The 24,009-nt window shown below is 41.4% G+C and carries 13 protein-coding genes; all 13 read left to right on the forward strand.

The annotated features are described in order from the left end of the window. Positions 1-230 precede the first annotated feature (230 nt). The 13 genes from J8L97_RS03850 (at position 231) to J8L97_RS03910 (ending at position 24,009) form a co-directional block, all read left to right on the forward strand. Positions 231-890: a hypothetical protein gene (locus J8L97_RS03850; protein ID WP_211047938.1), complete on the forward strand. Its 660-nt coding sequence runs from the start codon at positions 231-233 to the stop codon at positions 888-890. A 579-nt stretch (positions 891-1,469) separates the two neighbouring features. Further along, a complete protein-coding gene (gene hutH / locus J8L97_RS03855) occupies positions 1,470-3,083 on the forward strand; it encodes a histidine ammonia-lyase (RefSeq protein WP_192509587.1) in 1,614 nt (537 codons plus the stop codon). Between the two features lie 28 nt (positions 3,084-3,111). Further along, on the forward strand, positions 3,112-3,387 hold the full coding sequence (locus J8L97_RS03860; protein ID WP_192509586.1) for a phosphopantetheine-binding protein: 276 nt from the start codon (positions 3,112-3,114) through the stop codon (positions 3,385-3,387). Between the two features lie 35 nt (positions 3,388-3,422). Beyond that, on the forward strand, positions 3,423-4,946 hold the full coding sequence (locus J8L97_RS03865; protein ID WP_211047939.1) for an AMP-binding protein: 1,524 nt from the start codon (positions 3,423-3,425) through the stop codon (positions 4,944-4,946). Further along, on the forward strand, positions 4,939-7,122 hold the full coding sequence (locus J8L97_RS03870; protein ID WP_211047940.1) for a beta-ketoacyl-[acyl-carrier-protein] synthase family protein: 2,184 nt from the start codon (positions 4,939-4,941) through the stop codon (positions 7,120-7,122). The genes J8L97_RS03865 and J8L97_RS03870 overlap by 8 nt, the downstream gene beginning before the upstream one ends. Beyond that, the gene (locus J8L97_RS03875) at positions 7,119-7,886 is read left to right on the forward strand and encodes an ABC transporter ATP-binding protein (RefSeq protein ID WP_192509583.1); all 768 of its coding nucleotides are present in this window, start codon (positions 7,119-7,121) and stop codon (positions 7,884-7,886) included. Before J8L97_RS03870 ends, J8L97_RS03875 begins: the two co-directional genes overlap by 4 nt. Then, complete coding sequence (locus J8L97_RS03880; RefSeq protein ID WP_211047941.1) at positions 7,879-8,994, forward strand: ABC transporter permease; 1,116 nt, start codon at positions 7,879-7,881, stop codon at positions 8,992-8,994. The genes J8L97_RS03875 and J8L97_RS03880 overlap by 8 nt, the downstream gene beginning before the upstream one ends. After that, a complete protein-coding gene (fabZ, locus tag J8L97_RS03885) occupies positions 8,991-9,389 on the forward strand; it encodes a 3-hydroxyacyl-ACP dehydratase FabZ (RefSeq protein WP_192509581.1) in 399 nt (132 codons plus the stop codon). The genes J8L97_RS03880 and fabZ overlap by 4 nt, the downstream gene beginning before the upstream one ends. 13 nt (positions 9,390-9,402) lie before the next feature. Next, positions 9,403-10,122 (forward strand): SDR family oxidoreductase, encoded by a 720-nt coding sequence (locus tag J8L97_RS03890; RefSeq protein ID WP_211047942.1) that lies wholly within the window; start codon positions 9,403-9,405, stop codon positions 10,120-10,122. Next, entirely contained in the window at positions 10,119-10,826 is a 708-nt protein-coding gene (locus tag J8L97_RS03895) for a hypothetical protein (RefSeq protein WP_210997802.1), read from the forward strand. Before J8L97_RS03890 ends, J8L97_RS03895 begins: the two co-directional genes overlap by 4 nt. Beyond that, entirely contained in the window at positions 10,823-11,575 is a 753-nt protein-coding gene (locus tag J8L97_RS03900) for a thioesterase II family protein (protein WP_211047943.1), read from the forward strand. Before J8L97_RS03895 ends, J8L97_RS03900 begins: the two co-directional genes overlap by 4 nt. A gap of 23 nt (positions 11,576-11,598) precedes the next feature. Continuing rightward, positions 11,599-16,131, forward strand: a complete 4,533-nt coding sequence (locus J8L97_RS03905) for a non-ribosomal peptide synthetase (RefSeq protein WP_211047944.1) — start codon at positions 11,599-11,601, stop codon at positions 16,129-16,131. Positions 16,132-16,134: 3 nt separating this feature from the next. Next, entirely contained in the window at positions 16,135-24,009 is a 7,875-nt protein-coding gene (locus J8L97_RS03910) for a non-ribosomal peptide synthetase (protein ID WP_211047945.1), read from the forward strand.

Raw genomic sequence — 24,009 nt, forward strand, 5'->3', positions numbered from 1 at the left:
GCAACGCCATTCCCCCTCACAAATCCAATACTTATAACGAAATCAAAGTGCTAAGTATCTAGTAATACAAGTTGTTTGGTAAATGTAAAAACTCGTTATAAAAAAATACAATTTAATACAACTTCATTTTTTATAATACGACCCTAACCCATTACAATAACTTAACACTTCAACAAGTACCCGTTAACGGTATAAATACTCACTCTCAAAATTTAAAGGATATAAATACTATGAAAGCACTAAAGCTATACATACCCATCTTATCTAGTCTACTCGTTGCTTGTTCGTCAGAAGATATTGAAACGGCTAATTTCGGCTCTGATACCTACAAGAATGATTATAACTACGTTAATGCCACGCAATATGAAGTCGCGTTTCACATGGCCAATACAGAGCTAGATGGAGATGAGCGAGATGTGAGTAACGACAAGTATCATGTTGCGACACTCGCACGAGATTCAACACCGGCAAGAATACGTCATGAACACAACACAAACCGCCGTATAAGCTTCTACGCCAAGTCTGTAAATAAATTAGGCATGCTTAGGCAAGAAAAGCTTAAAGTTAACAATAAACAAAACTATCATGTTATTGCTTGGCAAGATGACGCCGAAAAAATTCAAATCAAGTTACTCGAAAAGCAAAAACAAAATAAAGCCGATTTCTTTGCCATTCGCATACTGTCTAATGAAACGCTGACTATCACCATCAATGATCAGGCAATAAATACCAATAAAGGTGAAGTAACAAGTTGGTATTATGTCGATGACTGTAATTCAGACATAATAATAAATGAGAAACCATTAGACCTTTGTGCTATTTCTTTAGACCAATCTTATACATTAGTAATGAACAACAACGATATTGAAGAAATAATATTAGAAGAATAACCATAGTATAAAAACTCTAAAAATATATGGTTAGAATATTAATTCTAATCATATACATCCACAAGCACAGTAAATCACAAATATAAAAAACAAAAAACTAATTCATTATACAACAAACGGGCATTCACAAAAATTATCATTAATTTAATTGTTTCAATTTATTAAATTATTCATTCCAAGTATGACATGCAACGTTTAAACATGAAAATAAAATAGTTAAAAATCAACAAATTATAGTCATTGAAATTAAAACATTCATATATCCTACATACTCTAATCCCTCATTTTACAACGACTGTAAATTTAGTGTTTTTTTGCCATTGACATAATTTAAACATGGACTTAACCTTGTTCCGCTTTCGAAACTTGGGGTTTATAAAACGTAGTATAGATTATCTAACCCCTTACTTAATGTTTCATTATTGGAAACCAATTAAATAAAAAGTATTAATATATTCATTAATAAATAATACAAAGCAGGTTTGATCTAGCTATAAAAAACACGATGCCATTCATTATATTAAATGGACGTGTTTTGCTATTTCTCATTGCACACACTTGACACTTACAAGGACAATCATGGATCAGAGTCACATCATTAATGATGAAATCAAAGTTGAAGAGCAGTTAGGCAATATAGTGTTTATTTCACAACAAACTTTATCACTAGAAGCAGTTCAACAATACGCATCAAAGCCACTATCAATTATTAAATTAGATAGCGCTGAGCTGAAAGATAAAATACTGAGTAATAGACAATATTTAGATAACAAGCTAGAAAACAAAGAAGACATTTATGGTGTTACAACAGGATTTGGTAACTCTGCGAGTAATCGAATTTCCCCCAGTTTATCAGAAGACTTGCAACAAAACTTAATTGCATATCACGGCTGTGGTGTCGGTGAGTATTTGTCTGAAGAAGACTGTGCCGCAACATTACTTATTCGCATGAATTGTAATGCAAAAGGCTATTCTGGTGTAAGTTGGCAACTACTTGAACAAATGGAAACGTTTTTAAACCACCGCATTATTCCAGCAATACCTTCAATGGGCTCAGTTGGAGCAAGTGGCGACTTAACACCACTTTCATATATTGGCGCAGCACTTGGCGGTAAAAGAAATGTGTATTATAAAGGCCAAATTCGACCAACTGCTGAGGTATTAGCTGAACTTAACATTGCCCCATATAAATTAAAGCCTAAAGAAGGTTTAGCAATAATGAACGGTACATCGGTCATGTCTGGTGTTGCTGTTAATGCAATTAAAGAAATCAATCAAGCGGTTGATTTTAGCTGCAAGCTTATCGCCTTATTTGTTGAGCTGATTGAAGGTCGCACATCGCCGTTTCACAAGCGCGTTCATGAATTAAAACCACATGAAGGGCAACAACGTGTCGCCGCTAAAATTTTAGAAAGGTTAAAAGATCCTGAACAACGCCTTGGTCGTCGTAACCGCACAGATGACAATATTGAGCATGGTAAGAAAGAATCTTTCAGACTACAAGATAGTTACTCTATTCGCTGCTCTCCACAAGTGCTAGGTCCACTTGTTGACGCAACAATTTGGGCTGAAAAAATCATGACAACCGAAATAAACTCGGTGAACGACAACCCATTATTTGATAATGAACAAGACCTTATTTTAAATGCAGGTCACTTCTACGGTGGACATGTTGCGTCAGTTTGTGATGCCTTAAAGCCTTTAGTTGCAAATATGGGCGCGCTGCTTGAAAGAGAGCTGGGTATTTTAGTCGATGATCGACTCAATGGCGGCATCGCTAATAACTTAGTCGCGACGGAAGATCTTGGCGATAAAGCGTGGATCCACCATGGTTTCAAAGCGATGCAAATTTCTGCATCTGCACTGGTTGCCGAAGCATTAAAGCAAGCAAATCCTGCCTCTGTATTTTCTCGTACAACCGAAGCGCTCAATCAAGATATTGTCAGTATGGGAACTATCGCAGCACGTGATTTAAAACGCATTGTTGAACTTATCAAACCTGTTATTGCAATTCAGGCAATGGCCGTTAGACAAGCCTATTATGTTCATGGTGCAGATAAAAAAGCGCAGGATCTCAACCCTTTATCAAAAGAATTCTTTGACCTACTAAGCAGTAACTTTGAGCCAGTCATTGAAGACCGCCCAATGGACCGTGAAATTGTGAAAATGGTCGACGCATTATTTGGTAAATAACCACTCTAAACAGAAAAGGATGATAAAAATGAGTACTTTAGAATCAATCAGCACCTTCCTGAAACAAGATATTATTGTCGACAGCCTTGAGGTTGTCGACAGTGTTGAAGAAATCGATAGCAATGCGCAATTGGTAGGTGACGGATTAGACCTTGATAGCATCGAAGTTTTAGATTTAGTGGTCTCAGTAGAGAAAAAATACAATTTTAAGTTTAAGGATTTTCCTGAAACGGTTATCCAAGACAAGATGAAAAATATCAATTCATTAAGTCAATTTATCTACGAGCAAACACAAGGGCAATAATTGCCCTTACCCTATTATCTAGCTGGAAGGATCCCATGCAGTCAGTCGATACTATTATCACGCAGCTCAAAGTGATGCTTGTTTCTGATTTAGAAGTATTGCCAGAACAAGCAGCAAATTTGAGTATTTCTCAGAGTTTATTAGAAACCCCGGTATTTCTAGACTCTGTAGACCTAATGCAACTTTATGCACAGTGCAAAAAAACCTTTGCGCTATCAGTAATATCTGAACCAAGTTTTCCTTCTCTTGAACAGCTTGCGACTGCCATTATTGACTCAGCAAAACATCAAGCGTTACCAGTGCAAACAGGTTACTTTTACGATAACCAAAATACACCTCTGTCTGAAGGGAGTGTATTAGATTTAATCGCCTTGACTGCATATTCCAATATAGATATTAAACCAAATAATGAGTCTGGACACGTGTACGTTAAAGACTCATCACCTCTGGATATTATAAAAACAGTCTGTGTACTGCTGTCTCTTGGTTATACACCTATATTGAGCGCCGCAAAACATGCGCCAAATAACGCCTTTTCATGGCAACAGTTACCCAAAACCCCCTCTAATATAAACCACAACAGGCATCAATTATTGCCATTTCTGCAAATGGAGTTAATCGACAATAACGTTGGTTTCGAAACATCTGGCAGTACAGGAACACCACAGCAATGGTTTAAATCCATAAGAGCACTCTTGAATGAAGCGGATACTTTTACTCAGAGCTTTGATTTTTCTGATGTTGACTACATAACGGCTTGTGTCGACCTTCGCCATATGTATGGCTTTGTATGGGGCTTTGCGCTCCCATTAAAACTTAACATACCCGTTCATTATCAGCACAGTAATACACCACAATTGTGCCCTGTTAAGCAGCAAAATAATGCCTGTATTGTCACGCCTACATTATGGGACTTTGCTGCTGAACAACTATGCTCAAAAACCAAGTTACTCGTCAGTTCAGGTGCCGCATTTGGTGCACAAAGAACGGTAAAACTTGAAGAAATACAAAAAGAAAAACAACTTATATGTCCTGCAATTGAAGTACTTGGAAGCACCGAGACAGGTGCGCTTGGATACCGAACGCTTAAAACGACCTCACGCTATTTTACGCGTTTTAACGTCGTCAACTTCAAACTAGCAGATAATGGACAGTATCAAATAACGTCTCCCTTTCTCGCGTCTGGACTAACGACGTTTTCATTACAAGATAAACTCAACTTCATTGATGAGAATACCTTCGAGCACCTTGGTCGGTTAGACAAAATATTTAAATACGCTGGTAAACGCGTCTCAATCAAGGCGGTAGAAGATGTTCTAAGTCATGTGTTTAGCGATTTGAATAACAAAGTTTACTTTATCGAAGATACTCGCAACATCAAAGGTGGTGAACTCGTTGCATTCGTAGAAAGCCCCAAACTGTCATTAACCGATTTTGCTGATTTTCAACATCACTTTGTAGATCTCCCAATACCTAAAATTAATTTTATAAAAAGCTTTCCCATTAATGACATGGGCAAAACCACTCTTTCAGCGCTTAAGGAAATGATACATGATTGAGCAAGATAAATCGGCAGTAGTTACCGGGTACGGTGTACTGTGTTCAATTGGTGAAAGTACTTCATCTTTACATCAAGCTATGGTCGCAGGACTGTCCGGAGTTGGTGATATAGAACGATTTTCAACCGATGGATTGGTAAACCGCAAAGGGGCACTCGTTAAACAGGTAGAAAATATCAGTGGCAATCATTTTGAGCACCAAGACTTAGCTACGCACTTTGCCATACAGGCAATTGAAGAAGCTCTAGAGCAAGCACACTTGACGTGTGAGCAGTTAATGAATGTCCGCGTCGCATTGTGTCTTGGTAATGCAAATTGTGGCCAATATTCATTCTTAAATGGTATTAGAAATCACCAACCTGAACGTTGTCAGTTTTTTCCGCCGCACCATATTACCGAATCAGTGAGATCTCACTTCAATATACTGGGCCCAACCATCACATTTACGTCTGCATGTACCGCCAGTAGCAGCGCTATCGCGCATGGCAAACGGTTAATTGAATCTGACGAAGTGGACATTGTCATTGCAGGGGGAACAGACGCACTCGCAGAGCTAGTATATGGAGGATTTCATTCTGTACAATCGCTAAGTAATGATGTGTGCTCTCCTTATGATGATAAAACGGGTCTGAGTTTGGGAGAGGGTGCCGGATTTATAGTATTAGAATCTGCGACACACGCACATAACCGACATGTTGATATTAAATATCGTATTTTGGCGACAGGCTCAAGCCTAGATGGGTTTCATGCAACTGCTCCGAACCCAGAAGGTGCTGGCGTTACCCGTTCTTTCAAGCAGGCATTAAAATACTCAGCTATAACGGCAGAGCAACTTGAGTACATCAATAGTCACGGTACTGGCACACCAGCAAATGATGGCTCTGAGCTAAACGGTATTACCAATGCAATTGGCCAAGAACTCGCTCAACGTGTTCCTATCTCAAGTTCAAAGTCTTATTTCGGGCATACTTTAGGCGCTGCAGGCGCGATTGAGTTTATTTCTTCAGCCGTCGCTATAGACAATGGTTTCCTACCAGCCACCTTAAATGGGGAGAATATCAGGCCAGATTGTCAAGGCTACAACCTTATTATAAATGATGTGAAGCAGCAAAATACCGCACACTTTGCTGTCACCAACTCTGCATTTGGTGGTCACAATACAACGCTCATTGTCAGTAAAAATAATGTGCAGTCACTGCCTGTGCCTACACATCGTGTGTTTATTCTTGGGAGTGCATATTTATCAGACACCACTGTCTTGCAGAGTCAAAGCTCCGAAATTACCTTGCCAAACCCTTTTGTACTGAAAGATCACTTCCCTAAACTTTTTCAAAGACGCATGACCACTGTTTCACAGTTTGCATTGGGTGCAACAACCTATGCGCTACAAGACTGTAATCGAACATTTACCGAGTCTGAGTTTGATAGTTTTGGGGCTTATTTCGCTTGTTCTTTAGGTTCTGCGGATGTGCTTGATAAAAATATAAATACATTATTCACACAGGGCATTGGTGAACTAAAAAGCACCGTTTTCCCTAATACTGTCGTTAACGCTACTCTTGGTCAACTTGCTATTACATTTGGCTTTAAAGGCAGTGCGACCTGTATTAGTGATCTAGGTAATGACCACCTACAAGCCCTCAACCTTGCCTACGCTCATTTGCGAGAAGGAAGGCAAGCATACGGGGTTGTTTGTAGCGCTGAAGATATTAATACCATCAGCAAAACAGCATTTGAAACAGCACCAATTGAGCCATTAAATCAAGGGGCCTACAGTTGTAGCCTAGTACTTGCCAACGAAACACAATTAACACCGAACGATAACCCTATTGCAGAAGTCATAAAGTGCTTGAATATTACCGATAGCCAAAATGATGTTCATTGCCTCACTCAATTAAATACACTGCAAACACAAGGGGTTACGATTGAAGATATTTACTTAACCGTACTGGACGATAGCCATATACCTCCACTGCTTACTTATTTAGATAAAGCCTTCCCACAAGCGAGAATTACACAAAATAAACCCGCTTCTGTGACCTGTGCAATCGGCCCTTCAATTCACCAAGCGTTGCAAATGAATAAATCGCAATATGCCTTAGTAGTCAGCGTCAATCTTACTGGGGCACTGAGCGCCTGTATTTTAAAAAGTCTAAAAAATAAGGAAATCACATGACAAGCGTCATAGAAGTTAAATCTTTGCGAAAGGTGTATTCACGGACCAATAAAGTAGCAGTCGATGATGTCTCATTTTCGGTTCAAGAAGGCGAATGTTTTGGTTTACTAGGCCCAAATGGTGCCGGAAAAACAACCACTTTAGAAATTCTTCAAGGTTTGCGTAAGCCGACCTCTGGAGAAATCACTTTATTTGGCTACACATGGCAAAAACATGAAACACAATTGCGTGGCCTGATGGGAGGTGTCATGCAACACAACAACCTGTACGACAAACTCAAAGTTAAGGAGTGTGTTGAACTGTTTGCAAGCTTCTATCAAAACTATACGCCGATACTGGAATTACTCGAGCGTTTCAATTTGCTCGAGAAAAAAGATGCATGGTTAAGTGAGTTAAGTGGTGGTCAGAAACAACGCGTCTTTTTAGCCATGGCGGTTGTTGGACAACCTCGATTGGTTTTTCTCGATGAGCCGACCACTGGGCTTGATCCGACTAGCCGACAAGACTTCTGGCATATCATCAAAGATTTAAAAGAATCTGGTACCTGCATTTTGATGACAACGCACTATATGGATGAAGCGGAATTCCTATGTGACAACTTAGCCATTATTAATTCAGGGAAAATTATCGAGGCTGGTCGCCCTAACGACATTATCAATCGTACATTCGAAGCGCCCATTATTAAAGAACCACGAAAAGCCACACTCAACGACGTATTTTTAAAGTTAACAGGATCTTCAATTTCAAGGGAAAGTTATGCATAACGCAACTCCAGCTAAACTCTATCCGTTTTGGCAGTTAATGCTAATCAATATAAGGCCGTTCTTTAGAGACAGAGCCGTGCTGCTTTGGACCTTTGGTTTGCCAATTTTAATTGCACTTTTACTGATCCAGGCATTTTCTGGTGGCTCGCATATGACACCAGTTAACGTTGTGGTCATGCATGAAGCAAAAGTTGATGCTGCTTGGTTAAAAGCTATGCGCCAAGATCCGCTGGTGTCTGTGACTTCGCTCAACCAACCTGAATCAGAGGCACTAGAACAAACATTTATTGATGCAAATGCAGAGCAGCCTATTGAGCATCCAAGTGACTTGCTACGCACACTGCAAAGCCAGTTGCGTCCTCAAGTCTATCTCACGCCAAATTCCATGTTTTCGACACACAATTCTGACGAAACCTTAAAAGCCCGCAATTACCTTATGCACTTAAAGGCAGCTGCACAGGATCAAGAAGTTCACAGTTCGGTGATCAGCATTAAAGGCTACAGATACACGGATTGGTTGATCCCTGGGATCATCGTATTACAAATTCTTGGTCTCGCTTTAGTATCTGTTGCAAATAGCTTGGTATCGGATAGACAGAATGGTTTTTTCAAGCGTATGCGTCTGTCTCCATTTAAGCGCCGGGACTATATCATTGGTATTGTATTAGCTCGACTATTTCTTCTTGTTTTTCAGATGATAATCTTATTTGTAGCCTTTAATTTATTATTCAATTACTCGTTACAAGGCAGCATCATAAATATTGTGGCTGTAATGACACTTGGCTCATTCTGTATTTGTATGTTGGGCGTACTGGTTGGTGCCAGAAGTCAGCGAGTTGAGGTGTCTTCTGGAATATCAAACTTACTCTACTTCCCTTTAATGTTTCTATCGGGTATCTATTTTGATACTGCTAACTTCCCAGACCTCCTTCGCGAAATTGTGTCTTATTTACCAACTACAGCGTTTTTAGATGCGCTGCGATTGGTGGCAAATGAAGGAGCAGACTTAGCAAGTGTTGCGAAGCAGCTATATATTTTAGCCGCCACGAGCATCGTGTTCTTCATAATTGTTTACCTTTGCTTTGATTGGGGAGATGAAAAAGCATGATCACAGATAACTTACCACATAAGGCACCATTCAAATTCGCCGACAAAATTGTTGAATTGACGCCTTCAGTACAAATTGTTGGACTGAAGTTTGTCTCTCACAACGAGCCGGGCCTAGAAGGACACTTCCCTGATCAGCCTATTTTCCCTGGCGTTCTGATCATTGAAACAATGGCTCAGATCAGCGGGTTGTGCTGCGGTACGGGTAAATCTGGTGGCATGCTTTCTTGTATTGAAAAAGCAAAATTCTCTCGGCCAGTACACCCAGGAGACATCATTAAAGTAGTGTCAAATCTTACGACGGAATTTGGCAGTATGGCCAAATTCAAAGCACAGGCTTATGTCGATGATGAGCTTGTCGCAAAAGCCGATTTAGTTATTAGTTACGTAAATTAGTAAGGAAACAGACGTGTTTAGTCAGCAAATTGTTTTAATAACCGGTGTATCACGCGGTATAGGTAAAGGTCTTGCGCATTCTTTTTTACAAGAAGGCGCTCAAGTTTACGGAATATGTCGCTCTACAGACCCGATTGATGGCCTGGAAAGTGACCGTTTCACGCAACTTTCAGGTTCAGTAACAGATCAAGCTTTTATTACCTCTGCTATTACCGAAATTATTGCCCGTCATCAAAAAATCGATGTCTTAATCAATAACGCAGGGGTAGCACAAGATGCCCTATTTCAAACAATGTCGTTTGCACAATTTGACCACGTCCTCTCTACTAATTTTTTGGGCACATTGCATTTAACACAAGCGGTTTTGCCGCATATGCAAAAAGCTCAAAAAGGCAAAATTATTAATATGGTATCTCAAAGTGGCGTGAGTGGCAGAGAAGGTCAAGCCAATTATGCGTGCTCCAAAGGCGCTATTATCGGGTTAACACGGACTGTTGCCCGCCAATATGGTAAAGATAGCATTTACTGTAATGCCCTCTCGCCCACTTTTATTAACACCGATATGATTGACCATATACCTCAATCTATTATTGAACCCGTGCTATCGCATACTGCACTTGGCAGAGTAGGAAGTGTACAGGAAATATCCGATGCCACACTATACCTAGCATCTTCTGCTTCAAACTATCAAACTGGTGCCGTTGTGCGTTTAGATGGAGGCCTTGCAGTATGACCTCTCACACATATTTGTATTTTCATGCGAACAATGAATTTGATGCGCACGCAATTGAAACACTTATTGCGCAGCAACACCTCGTGGTACTGATCAACCCAGCTGATAATTTATCTGCCCAGTTCACCCAGTTACCACAATTTAAGTTTAACGACACCGTTCAAGTTGAGTTAAGTAATGCATTAAGTGACTTTATTGACCAACGTGCAGAGCAATCTCCTTTGCATGTTATTCATGCCGTAAATAATATTGATGAGCGCGCAGTCACAACAGATACAGCAGCTGGTTTTGCTATTACTCGGCACTTAAATCAAGGCTTTCAAGCTATGAAAGCCTTGGCTGACGGCTTTCGTGTCTACGGTGGAAACTTAGTATTCCTCATGCAGTCAGACACTTTGAATTACCAACACAGTGCAACATCAAGTGTCTGCAATCATGCTCAAAACGCCTTCATGATGACGTTAGCACGCGAGTATCAGGGTACGGGGTTTACTGCAAACAGTTTCGTTCTACCTATGATGGCCGCAGATACTAAGCAGGCCAAAAAGCGCAAACGTGAATTAAAAGGCGGGGTGCTAGGTGCACGCCCATTAGTCAGCAGTTACCAAGAAATAACACGCTATATCACTGATTTTGTAACGACTAATTCGCTGCTAAATGGTCAATGTATCGCCTTCACACCTTGCTTGGAGATGAAGCTGTGAACAAGGTTGACTTATATTGTTTTCATCATGCTGGTGGTTCGTCTGTGTTATATCGGCAATGGCAAACATTGCTGCCTAATAACTGGACACTTCACGCAGTGGACTTACCGGGACGCGGAATAAAAGCAGGTACTGTACCATTGGATCAGTGGCCTGCTCTTTTGGAGTATCTCAATCACGAAGTCGTTCTAAATGAAAATAATAAGTCAGTGTTCTTTGGTCACAGCCTTGGTGCCATGATCGCGTATTACTTGACCTGCGATCAAATTAAAAAGCAGAAAGTACTGCCGTCAGCTTTGTTTCTTTCTGCATGTCGCGCCCCACAAAAAAAGCCGTATACGCACTATAGTCAGCTCTGTGACACAGCACTTTATCACGCTTTAATTGAGCATGGTTTACTGCCTAATAGGAAGTTAACTGATGATGTCGCAAAACTCATTACAGACGTATTCAGAAGCGACTTTAAGTTAGCAGAATTCCCGCCTACTGCGACAAAAGATGCGTTATTAACAATGCCCGTGCATATCTTACATGCCAATAAAGACACTGTAGTTCCACATAGGAGTATTGCTTCATGGCCTCAATTTTGTGTTAAACATTGTTTTCACCAGTTCAACGGTGACCATATGTATATTGAGAATCAAAGACATACCGTAATTGACCTACTTCATTCGTTTGAAAATCAACAAATAAACTCAACTCCACCAAATAATAATTACAACGATAAGTGGCCAATGCCGCTTTGCTAACCATTTTAAGAAAGGATTGATAAATGACTCAGCATATATCACAAGTTGAACTACAAACGCTAAGCCATCGGCAGCTACATGTGTGGCAAGCGCAGCAACTTGATGCTTTAAACCCTGTCTACAATGTCGCGTGTGCGCTGTCTTTTAGTGGCCAAATTGAGCGTGAACAGTTTAACCAAGCGTTAAGGTTACTGATTGATCGCCACCCTGTCATTCATAGCTCAATTTCGCAAGGGGATGATCATCCACAACTTGCAATTAAAAATGGTTTATTCTCGTTCTTAGATGTGCCCAAAAGCTTACGTGAGCAACCTCCTACTCATATCGCCAAGCAGTTAATTGAACAGACAATTGACATTGAAAAAGAAACCTTTCAATTTTATTTATTGAATAACGATAGCCAGCATATACTTGTGATCAAAGGCCACCATATCAATTGCGATCAATGGTCTTTGCAAGTACTCGTCAGTGACTTATTAGCATGCCTAGAATCGGTATTAGACAACTGTGCGCACGATTTATTGGACGTTCAATACAAATATTCATACCAAGATAAGACCTCTGATGTTGATTTAGACCTATTTCCGGTTGAATTTTTTACACCCGATACAATACCAACTGAACATCACTTCGATGGGGTATCAACGCGAGTGGAAAGCTGCGAAGGGCTCGACTGGGTAAAAGAATCAGCGAAGCACTATGGTGTAACCGCTTTTAGTGTCGTGCTCGCAAGTACATTTGCCACCTTATATCACATGACAGGTCAAACCGATTTAACCATTGGTATTCCTATGGCAAGACGTACCAGAAAAACACGCTTGCTACTAGGTCATTACTCTGATGTCGAGCCACTTTCTATTTCTGACATAGATACACTCAGTTTGTCTGAACTTGTATTGAAAGTATCTAGTGGGCTCACACAGTTATTACTGAGTCATGAGCCCAACAGCAACGCGGCAAAATACATAAATGTAACCTGTAATTATCTTGCCAAACTCAAAACAAAAGGTATACGCGCAGACATTACGCCACTTATGATTGGTCGTAAAGGCTATCAAACTCAGCTTGGTCAACAACACGTTATCGTCAAAGGTATTCCGGTCGAACCAAGTATTGCGCAATTTGATATTGAATTCACACACTTTGAAACTTCTGGTGGCTTAGGTCGAAAAATTGTCGCTAATAAAGCAATGTTTACACCTCAAACCTTGTCGCGATTTGGGGATGTGCAATTTCGGTTTTTACAAGCGCTGCAAAGCCAACAACAAGGCTGTATCGCAAGCTTACCAATTCTGACTCAAGCAGAGAAGAATGCGTTACTGAGTCATGGTAATAATGCCGCCGAAAACTACACCGAGATGACTTCTCTTAGCCACACATTCCAGCAACAAGTGAATACTCATCCTGACAATATCGCAATTTTCACTGAGCATACACAACTTAGCTACCGAGAGCTTGAACAGCGCTCAAACCAAGTAGCCAACCTTATTAATGCCCGCTTTGAGCATCTCGGGCAGACGCCCGCTCAGGCACACATTGCGCTTTATATGGAGCCGAGCGTTGATATGCTAGTTGCCATTTTAGCGATTGTTAAAGTGGGCGCTGTATACATCCCATTGTCTCCGGATCATGCCAGTACTCGTACTGATTTCATTCTACAAGATACTGCACCTGCCCTGCTCATCATCGATAGTGAGTTGCACCAAGAAGTTCAGCAAAAAATTGAACTGCTTAATATAACAACGCAATTAATTGAAGTTGATGCAGCTATGGAATGCAGTCAGTGTTTCGCTGAATCTGGGCCACAAAGCCAAGATATTGCCTACATCATATACACCTCGGGAACCACAGGAAAACCAAAAGGCGTCATGCAAACACATCATAACGTCCTTAGGTTGTTCACCTCTACAGCACAGAACTTTCAATTTACTCATTCAGATCGGTGGGTACTTTACCACGCTTATACATTCGACTTTAGCGTCTGGGAGATGTGGGGCGCACTGCTCCATGGGGGGGCCTTATTCATTCCGAAAAAGTCACAGATCAGAGATTTTGCCGCATTTGCTAAAACATGCTCACAACAAAAAATATCGGTATTAAACCAAACACCGAGTGCTTTTTATGAATTTAGCAATCAAGCTATTGAGCAATCGTTAGACTTTAGTGCATTGCGGTTCGTTATTTTTGGCGGTGACAAACTCAACTCTGAAATGCTCCTTACTTGGTGGCAACACTATGGCGACAATCACCCTTTGCTCATCAACATGTATGGTATTACAGAAACGACCGTGCACGTAACTTACAAAGAGCTCACAGTACACAGCAACACCAAAGCATCCTTTATTGGCCGTCCTATTAGTGATATGACTGCTTATGTACTCAACTCACACATGCAGCAAACCGAGGTCGGTGCTCTAGGTGAACTCTATGTTGGGGGAGCTGGGTTAGCACGTGGGTATTTAAATCGCGATGACCTCTCAACTGAGCGCTTTATCTCAAATCCATTTGCAACTGCTGATGAACAAAGTATTGGCTACAACCGTCTCTATAAAACAGGTGATGTTGTTAGGCAACTGCCACGGGGTGAACTTGAATACATCGGCCGAAATGATGGCCAAGTAAAGATACGCGGGTATCGAATAGAATTGGGAGAAATAGAAAGTATTTTAAGCCAACATGCAAGTGTTGACCAGGCTGTCGTTATTGATAGACAAGAGCAAGCCTCTAAGTACTTAGCCGCGTATGTTAAGAAATCCGCAAACAAAGAGATATCAACCTCAGAGCTGCGCACATATTTAGTCGCAAACTTACCTGATTATATGTGCCCAAAAACCATTACAGAGTTAGATGAAATTCCCTTAACCAGTAACGGTAAAATTGACCGTAAAGCACTGCCTTTGCCAACCTTCGAAAGTGATAGTCAATACTGTGAGCCTACATCAGAGCTTGAGCAAATCTTATGTAATGCGTTCGCATCGTTATTGGGTCGAGAGAAAGTCGGCGTCAAAGACGACTTTTTCAATATCGGTGGTGATTCAATTCTCACCATTCAACTTGTCGCGCAACTCAGAAAGCAGTCAATTGAGTTACAAGTGAAAGATATTTTTGAATGTACTTGCGCACAAACATTAGCACTGAGAATAATCGATTTAAAAGAAAACCAACGACATATAGTAACAGAAACAGGTGCGCTAACAGGATCCTTTTCACTCCTTCCGATCCAGTCGTGGTTCTTTAATTTAGCGTTAGAGAATCCAAATTACTGGAACCAATGCTTTAGTGTACTCGTCCCTAAGTCAGTGAGTTATGATGCACTATCACATGCCCTTGAGCAGCTAAGTACGCAGCATGATATGCTGCGCTGTCGCTTTGATACTGAAAATCACCAACAGCAATATGTGCTAGAAACTGGTATGGCCGAACTGCTTAGCATTGATACGACTGCGCTCAGTGAAGATACGCTCATTGCACAATTAAATGACTACCAAGCCAACTTTAACTTAACCGACGGTCCCTTGTGGCAAGCCATATTATTAACTGATGACTCACAGACCTTCAATCGTGTTTTCTTTGCTGTACATCATTTACTTATTGACGCTGTCTCATGGCGCATCATTGCGCAAGACTTACAAAGTCTGTTACAAGAACAACCACTCATTGAGAAAAGAAGCAGCTATCGTCAATGGGTAAATGCGATGTCTAACTATGCTCAATTACATGCTGATGAACAGCAGTTTTGGTTGGATACGTTAAGCCATGCCCCACAATTACCAGACAAAGCCCATGAAAAGCAAACTCAATGGCTTGAATTTGATAACCAATTCACTGACCAACTTTTGACATCAGCGAACAAAGGATTCAACACCAATATCGAAGAATTGTTACTCAGTGCTCTGGCCATAAGTCTTGGCACATCATTACAACAATCTAGCCCAATTATTACACTAGAAAGCCACGGCCGAGAGTTATGGTGTGATGACTTAGATATCAATAACACCGTTGGATGGTTTACAAGCTTGTATCCTTTAAAGCTCAATACTGCCACGACTATCAACCAGACCATTATTCAAGTTAAAGAGGCATTAAGAAAAGTGCCTAACAAAGGTGTGGGCTTTGGGGCCCATCATGCTCATAACCCTCAATGGCAGCTTCCCCCTTTGAGCTTTAATTATCTTGGTCAGCTATCAAACACTACGCAATCTGAATGGCAAATTGATGGATCACTGCAAACAAGTACGGTGGATCACCGTAACACCAGTCATTTATTGCTAGACATTAATGCCCTTATTCAAGATAAGAAACTGCGGATCAAAATTAATGCTCAATTACCGCCTGAGACCGCGTTTAATTTTAAAAAGGCGCTTCAAGAAGCAATCAAACGTGTCGTTCAAGTCGCCTTAGAGACAGCGAAAAAAGGCACGGTGACCACTCCCAGTGACTTTGATGTCAAAGGTTTGAGTGTCGATCACCTTACCCAATTAAAGAATAAAGTGATATCAGCAGCACCTAAAGCAACAACTCCTAAAACAACCAAAAACCAGCAGTTAGAGATCTAAATTATGTTGAACTTATGCCAATTACTAGCAAAGGATAATGTCGCAGTTTGGGCCAATGGCGACAAAGTACAAATAGCACACTCAGATGCTGGCGTGAGCCCGCAGTGGATTGAATGGTTAACAGAAAACAAAAGTACGTTACTACAGTTTTTAAATGATAAACGTATCTTTAATGAATCAGATTTTGAACAAGCTTTAGACAACGAACTTGCTTCTGATAGCGAAATAAAAGGAATTTACCCTGCTAATAGCATGCAAAAAGGGTTTATATATCATCACTTAGTACAACCTGATGATGATGCTTATCGAGTCCAATTAATCATAGATTACAACCAATCTCTCGATTTAGATTTATATAAAGAAGCATGGATCCTTGCCTCTATGCGTTACCCTGCATTGCGCGTGTCATTTGACTGGGAAAATGACATATTACAAGTAATTAAAGGGGGAGCAGGCTTCACTGACGGCCATTTTTCATTCCTTGATTGGTCCAATCAAACGGTTCAACAGCAACAACAACAGCTTGAAGACATTATAAAATCAGATAGGCATACCCCTTTTGACCTCAGTCAATCTGGCTTAATGCGTTTTAAGATAATAAAGCGCGGCGCGCAACACTTTACATTATTAAAAACAGAGCACCATAGTATTAGTGATGGTTGGAGTTTTCCTGTACTACTGCAAACTGTGCACAAGAATTACCAATTACTGTCTCAACAAAAACCTGCAGTTGTCATTGAGGAAACAGCATATGAAGCAACTCAGCGCCATTATGCACAGCAAACACTGACAGATAACACATATTGGAAAACTCAGAAACAGCAATTTGAACATGCAAATGACTTGAATCGCATGTTAAGTACCCATATCGATTTATCTAAGTCAGTGGCTTTGACCAATGCTGGAAGCTGCGAGCTCAAACTGCCTTCGGATTTACACAGTGCACTCAAAAAACTTGCGCAACAGCAAGGTCTCACTCTCAATGTGCTTATGCAATTTGCTTGGCATAAAATTATTCAATTATATTGTCAAGATACACAAACAATTGTGGGCACAACCGTGTCTGGGCGCGAATTACCGATTGATGAGATCCACTCAAGCGTTGGATTGTATATCAATACATTACCGCTAGCACTGAACTGGTCTCAGTCAAAGTCTATTAGCGACTTACTGACTGAACTAAAGCACGCTATTGCTCAAATGAACAGCCATACTGGAGTAGCCTTGTCTGAATTACAAGACCCTGGATCTCGGCTATTCCACAGCTTATTTGTCTTTGAGAATTACCCTACCCCAACAGGCACTGATGTTTTAGCTTGGTCATTTAATAAAATGATCGAAAAAGTGGACTACCCACTTACAATCAGCGTGGTAGAGCAGCAAGATGTGTTACTACTAAAACTGAGCTTTTGCCATAGCTGGCTCACTCAAGTTAAAGCTAACCGTATTTTACAACAAATGGAAAAAGTACTGGTTGCGACAACACAGGATTTAAATCAATCACATAACGATATTGTATTTCTAGATGAAGCTGAGTCACAACGCCTATTAATTGACCATAACAACACGCCATCAGTAAATTTAAAAACAACGGTTCACCATTTGGTGTGGCAAAATGCGCAGCGCTATCCCGACGATATTGCACTGCAAGATGACTCTAATACGTTAACCTATGCACAGCTCGACCAACGTGCTGACACGCTCGCTTCACACATACAAGCTGAACAAGCACGCAGTGACAACCCGAGTAGGTTTATTGGTATTTTTGCAACACGCTCTATTGACATGGTTGTCAGTATGCTTGCTATATTAAAAGCAGGTTATGCCTATGCGCCACTCAACCCAGAGTATCCAGATCAGCGGATCAGCTATATATTGGATGATACACAGTGCACATTGGTATTGACCCAATCTGATTTACAACTGCGTTTTGAACGCCTTAATAAAGCCTTTAGCTGTAATACCGTTCCCATTGACAAAGTGCAGTTGTTTGAGCAATCAAGATGCCAAATTGCCACAACAAGCAGCGCTGATGATGCGTATATTATTTATACCTCAGGCACCACTGGAGAACCAAAAGGCGTGGTCGTACCGCATAGAGCAATTGTCTCACTTGTTGAATCGACTGACGTGATTAATGCGACTCGTGATGACGTATACTTGCATATGTCGAACCCAAATTTTGACGCTGCCACATTTGAAGTATGGGCGCCTCTCGTACAAGGGGCAAAGCTTGTTGTAGCACCTGCCCACTGTGGTGCTGAACCGGATCAAATAGCCACACTTTTACAGAAAAATGCCATCTCCATACTGTGGTTGACCCGAACATTATTCGATTCATTATATGTACAAAAAAATAACATCTATGATGGGTTGAAATGTGTAATTTCTGGCGGCGAAACCTTAACCCCACACATAGTAAAAGACATTATTGCCCGCGATAACCGCCCAACCCGATTAATTAACGCGTATGGGCCAACCGAAAGTACCACCTTTGCAACGTTCTACAATTGCGCTGATTTTACCGGTTCAGTACCCATTGGTCAGCCAATCAACCAACGAAAAGTATATCTATTAGATGATAACCTCACGCCAGTTCCAACAGGCGTTGCTGGTGAACTCTATATCAGTGGAGCTGGCTTAGCCAAGGGCTATCTCAATAAGCCTGAGCTCACTGCTGAGCGCTTCATAGATAACCCTTTTGCAAGTGCATCGGATATCGAAAATGGGTATGACAAGCTATACAAAACTGGTGATCTCGTTCGTTGGACCTTTAGAGGCGAACTTGAGTATATTGGCCGCAACGACCATCAAATTAAGTTGCGCGGTTTCCGCATTGAGTTACCTGAGATTGAAACGGTTCTCACAGATCAAACTGAAATAAAGCAAGGGGTTGTTACTGTTTTCGAACAAGCGGGTAACAAGCAACTACTGGCTTACTTTATTCGCAATGAAAAAGAAGCTTTTTGCGAAGTCCAATTACGTGAAAAACTCGCATTAGCGCTGCCTGACTATATGATACCGACCTATTTCATGGAAGTAGAACACTTACCCATGAATAACAACGGTAAAATTGATTTCAAATCTTTGCCACAGCCGAGTATTACCGCGAGCGATAATTACGTCGAGGCAACAAGTGAACTTGAACAACAGCTTTGTCAGATATGGCAACAAGTACTGGGGATCGAAAAAATCGGCGTTCGAGATGATTTTTTCCGCATCGGCGGAGATTCAATAGTTTCAATTCAATTAGTCAGTGCACTACGCCAAGCTGGGCATGTGCTTCAAGTAAAAGACATCATCGAAGCGCCCACCATTGCTGAGCAAGCTTATTTATTACAAACCCAGCAAAGCCATGAAGTTACTATCATGACAGAGCAAGGGCTACTTGAAGGTGAGTTTGAATTACTCCCGATTCAAAATTGGTTTTTTGACAATTTGCCCCCTAACCCAAACCACTGGAACCAAGCATTCACGCTCAATGTGTCCACGACGTATACGCATCAACACATCCAGCAAGCACTCGCGCAACTCAACCAGCAGCACGACATGCTGCGGTGTACTTTCGAGACAAACTCAAACAACACTGTGCAACGCTATCAAGCAGATCACATGGCACCCACACTCATACATATCAATGCCAGCGATCTCAGCACTGGCGATGAGGGTATCCATGCGACATTAACCGAATTACAAAGCCAGTTTGATTTACACCAAGGACCTCTTTGGTGTGCCGCATTGATCACCCATGAATCCAGCAAGCATAACCGCTTATTCTTAGCCTTTCATCACAGCATCATCGACGTTGTCTCATGGCGTGTAATTAGTGAAGACTTACAAACATTACTTAAAAATGAAACCTTAGCTGATAAGGGCACAAGTTATCGTCAGTGGGTAAACGCAGTCCAAGATTATGCGACTCACAATCAAGCGCAACTAAAATATTGGCAGCAAGTACAAAGTGACTTCTCGCCTCTCGAAAGTTCGTCCGACGCGCAACAATACACCATCCAATTAGCGAAAAGTGATACCGATAAGTTACTACGTGAAGCAAATACTGGCTTAAATACTGAAATAAACGATTTGTTATTGTCATCATTAGCAATTGCACTCAAAGCCACATTTGGCGAAAGTACAAACCACATTCAACTTGAAGGGCATGGACGAGAGCTTATCGACCCTCAACTTGATGTCAGTAGAACTGTTGGCTGGTTTACAACCACATACCCGGTGCGGTTAGATGTTGCTGAAAACACCATTGATACGATTGTGCATACCAAAGAAAACTTACGCCAAATACCTGATAAAGGCATTGGTTTTGGTAGCTTTTGCCTCACACAACAGATGCAAGCAATCACACCACAGGTATGCTTTAACTATCTTGGTCAATTAAACAATAACAGCACAGAAGGTGAGTGGCATTTAAGTGATCAAAACGTCGGTTACGTCATGACACAAGAAAATGCGCAGGCTAACAGCCCATTGCTATTAAACATCAATGGCGCCGTAAGGAATGGTCAATTGGACTTCTCGGTCGTGTCAAAGCTCGATCAGAATCATACCTTAGCGTTTTTAGAACATTTTAAGTCTGCGTTACATCAAGTTATTGATACTGCATGTAAACAAGCACAGATCTGTACCTTGAATACACCGGCTGATTATGGGGTAAAAGATCTCTCTTGGCAGCACTTGCAAAGCCTACAAGCTAAATACGATATTCAAACAATTTACCCAGCGAATAGTCTACAACAAGGCTTTATTTATCATAGTGTCAACTACCCTAACGATGATGCTTACCGTGTTCAGTTGGTTATGGACATAAAACAAACACTGAATGTCGAATTGTTTATTAAAGCTTGGCATTACACCTCACAGCAGTTCCCTATTTTAAGAACTGCTTTCGATTGGCAAGAGACGTTACTGCAAATTGTCACTAAGCAGCCAAGTATTGACCACAATAACTTTGAAGTCATTGATTTAAGTCATTTAGACCGTAACTGTATCGAACGAGAAATAACCCAGCTACAACAGCAGGATCGCCAAATTGGGTTCAATTTACAACAGCCAGGATTAATACGCTTTAAGCTCATTAAGCAACAAGCCAATCATTTCACATTAATCAAAACAGAACATCACAGTATCAACGATGGTTGGAGTGGGCCGATGTTGTTACAAGCGGTGTCGCAACATTACCGACAACTGCTAGATGGCAATACCCCTAACGTAACAGAACAATTAACCTATTTGAATGCACAGGCATACTACCTAAAACATGCAGATAGATCACAGTCATTCTGGCAGCAAGAAAAACAGCGATTTGGCAATGCCAATGCCATTAACGCATTACTCGATAATACCATCGATTTTAATATTAATCGGACTCTAGAACAGGTTGAGTGCGTTGAACTGCAACTGCAAGGTGAACCGCTGCAGCAATTACAAAGTGTGTGTCAACAACAAGGGGTAACATTAAATGCGGCCTTACAATTTGCATGGCACAAACTCATTGCAATTTATAGTGCAGATGAGCAAACGATTGTTGGTACAACCGTCTCAGGTCGAGAAATTCCAGTACAAGGGATAGAGCAAGCTGTGGGGTTGTTCATCAACACCTTACCTTTGGCAATTGATTGGCCTGCCGATGCCAGCTGTAGAGACATACTCAAACAAATACAAAAGCGTGTTGCGTCACTTAATAGCCACAGCGACGTATCTTTATCTCGCTTACAAAATAATGGAGAACGCTTATTTCATTCTCTATTCGTATTTGAAAACTACCCGGCACCTGAGACAACTGGCGCTTGGCACTTTAGAGAGTCAATCGAAAAAGGGGATTACCCCTTATCCGTTGTTGCACAACAAGAAGGCGATTCACTGTCATTCAAAATGCACTTCAATCCCAACTGGTTAACCACAGTTAGGGCCAATGACTTACTGAATGAATTAAGTCTGATCTTATCAAAGCTATGTGCAAACCCTGAACAGCCTCATTCTCAGCTTGCTACGCAAACACTCAAACAGCAATCATTACTACAAAGCTGGAATAACACTGAGCGAGCGTTTGATGCCACCTTCGACCTAGCAACATTATTTGAGCAGCATGCCCAAGCAACACCGAATGCCATTGCCATTGCAACCGCTGACGGCGAGACCTTGAGCTATCAAGCTCTCAATCACCGTGCAGATACCCTCGCAGCCTATATTGTTGAATCACACCCTGATGCCGACACCTGCTTACCTGCTGATTGTCCCATCGCATTGTATTTTGAACGCAGCGTCAACATGCTCGTTGCCATATTGGCCACTCTTAAAGCCGGTGGCGCTTATGTGCCTGTATCTCCTCAATACCCACACTCTCGTGTTGAGTTTATTTTAGAAGATACACAAACAGCTTTAGTACTCACTGATACAACACTCTGTGATACTTTGGCACCGATGCTTGACCAAGCTCAGTGTATTAATGTGGACCTGTGTACCGACCCATTGGTCGATATTACCCTGACTCGACCTAATAACCTCGAGCGTTTGGCCTATATCATTTACACCTCTGGGACCACTGGCACACCAAAAGGTGTCATGCTGAGTCAGCGTAATGCACTGTATTACCTTGATGCGTTAACACACGCTCTTGGCAAACAATACCAACGTATCGACTTCTCATCTAACTACTGTTTTGACTTATCTGTTACCACCACTTTATGCCCGCTGTTACACGGACAACAGATCTGCTTATATACCGGTGATATTCTCGATGTCGACGCTTACCGCGACCATATCCGTACACTTAATGTACAGTTCGTTAAAACCACCCCGAGTTTGGCATTGTCTATTTTCCCTGACAGTGACACTCAAGTTGCAACGCTCATGCTTGGGGGCGAAGCCCTCACTGAGCAAAATGTACAAACACTCGCCCCCTATTGCGATGCCATCTTTGATGAATACGGCCCAACCGAAGCCACCGTTGGCGCGATGCTCGCGCAAGCCTATCCGCGCCAACATCAGGGCATTGGTAAACCCTACAGTAATGTGCAGTTGCATGTATTATCTGATGCCTTATTACCTGTGCCTATTGGTGCGCCGGGTGAACTCTATATTTCGGGTTGTGGTGTCGCTAAAGGATATTTAAATCGTGACGAGCTCAATCAAGAACGCTTTATTGATAATCCGTTCTCTCATCAACCTAACCATACACGACTGTATAAAACCGGTGACTTAGCGCGTTGGTTGAATAACGGCGATATTCAATACTTAGGTCGTAACGATGAGCAGGTTAAAATCAGGGGCTATCGTGTTGAACTCGGTGAGATAAGTGCCGTATTAAGTGCACTTCCTGAACTTAAAAATGCGGTGGTGATTGATGTAGCACACAATGCAGGCCAAGCTTTAGCTGCCTATCTCGTGCCGCACAATGCTGACGAAGTAGACATTGCACAATTACGCGTCAGTTTATCGCAGCAGCTGCCTGAATATATGGTGCCTAGTAGCTTCACTATAATTGAAGACCTGCCATTAACTGGCAACGGGAAACTCAATAGAGCTGCGCTCCCTACTCCCACCTTCACTGATGAGAACAACTACGTTGCACCTCGTAATGAGCTAGAGCAACAACTATGTGACATCTGGCAGGAGGTTTTGGGAATTGAACAAGTCGGCATTGAAGATAACTTCTTCCGCCTTGGTGGCGACTCAATTATAGCAATCCGTTTAATGAACCAGTGTAACAAAACACTGTCATTATCAATTCCAATTACCGTTTTATTTGAACACAAAACTGTTGCTGCGATTGCTGATAATTGTCATACCCAAGCACAAGGGCCTGACATTGACGTACCCAATAATTCAGATATTGAAGAACAAACAAATAGCATAAGGATATAA

This window comes from Pseudoalteromonas sp. MMG012 (assembly GCF_018100875.1).
GTDB lineage: Bacteria > Pseudomonadota > Gammaproteobacteria > Enterobacterales > Alteromonadaceae > Pseudoalteromonas > Pseudoalteromonas aurantia.

Bases quoted from the DNA above. Each gene is read 5' to 3' on its own strand.
- J8L97_RS03850 (WP_211047938.1), top strand. From the start codon at position 231: ATGAAAGCACTAAAGCTATACATACCCATCTTATCTAGTCTACTCGTT.
- hutH (WP_192509587.1), top strand. From the start codon at position 1,470: ATGGATCAGAGTCACATCATTAATGATGAAATCAAAGTTGAAGAGCAG.
- J8L97_RS03860 (WP_192509586.1), top strand. From the start codon at position 3,112: ATGAGTACTTTAGAATCAATCAGCACCTTCCTGAAACAAGATATTATT.
- J8L97_RS03865 (WP_211047939.1), top strand. From the start codon at position 3,423: ATGCAGTCAGTCGATACTATTATCACGCAGCTCAAAGTGATGCTTGTT.
- J8L97_RS03870 (WP_211047940.1), top strand. From the start codon at position 4,939: ATGATTGAGCAAGATAAATCGGCAGTAGTTACCGGGTACGGTGTACTG.
- J8L97_RS03875 (WP_192509583.1), top strand. From the start codon at position 7,119: ATGACAAGCGTCATAGAAGTTAAATCTTTGCGAAAGGTGTATTCACGG.
- J8L97_RS03880 (WP_211047941.1), top strand. From the start codon at position 7,879: ATGCATAACGCAACTCCAGCTAAACTCTATCCGTTTTGGCAGTTAATG.
- fabZ (WP_192509581.1), top strand. From the start codon at position 8,991: ATGATCACAGATAACTTACCACATAAGGCACCATTCAAATTCGCCGAC.
- J8L97_RS03895 (WP_210997802.1), top strand. From the start codon at position 10,119: ATGACCTCTCACACATATTTGTATTTTCATGCGAACAATGAATTTGAT.
- J8L97_RS03905 (WP_211047944.1), top strand. From the start codon at position 11,599: ATGACTCAGCATATATCACAAGTTGAACTACAAACGCTAAGCCATCGG.
- J8L97_RS03910 (WP_211047945.1), top strand. From the start codon at position 16,135: ATGTTGAACTTATGCCAATTACTAGCAAAGGATAATGTCGCAGTTTGG.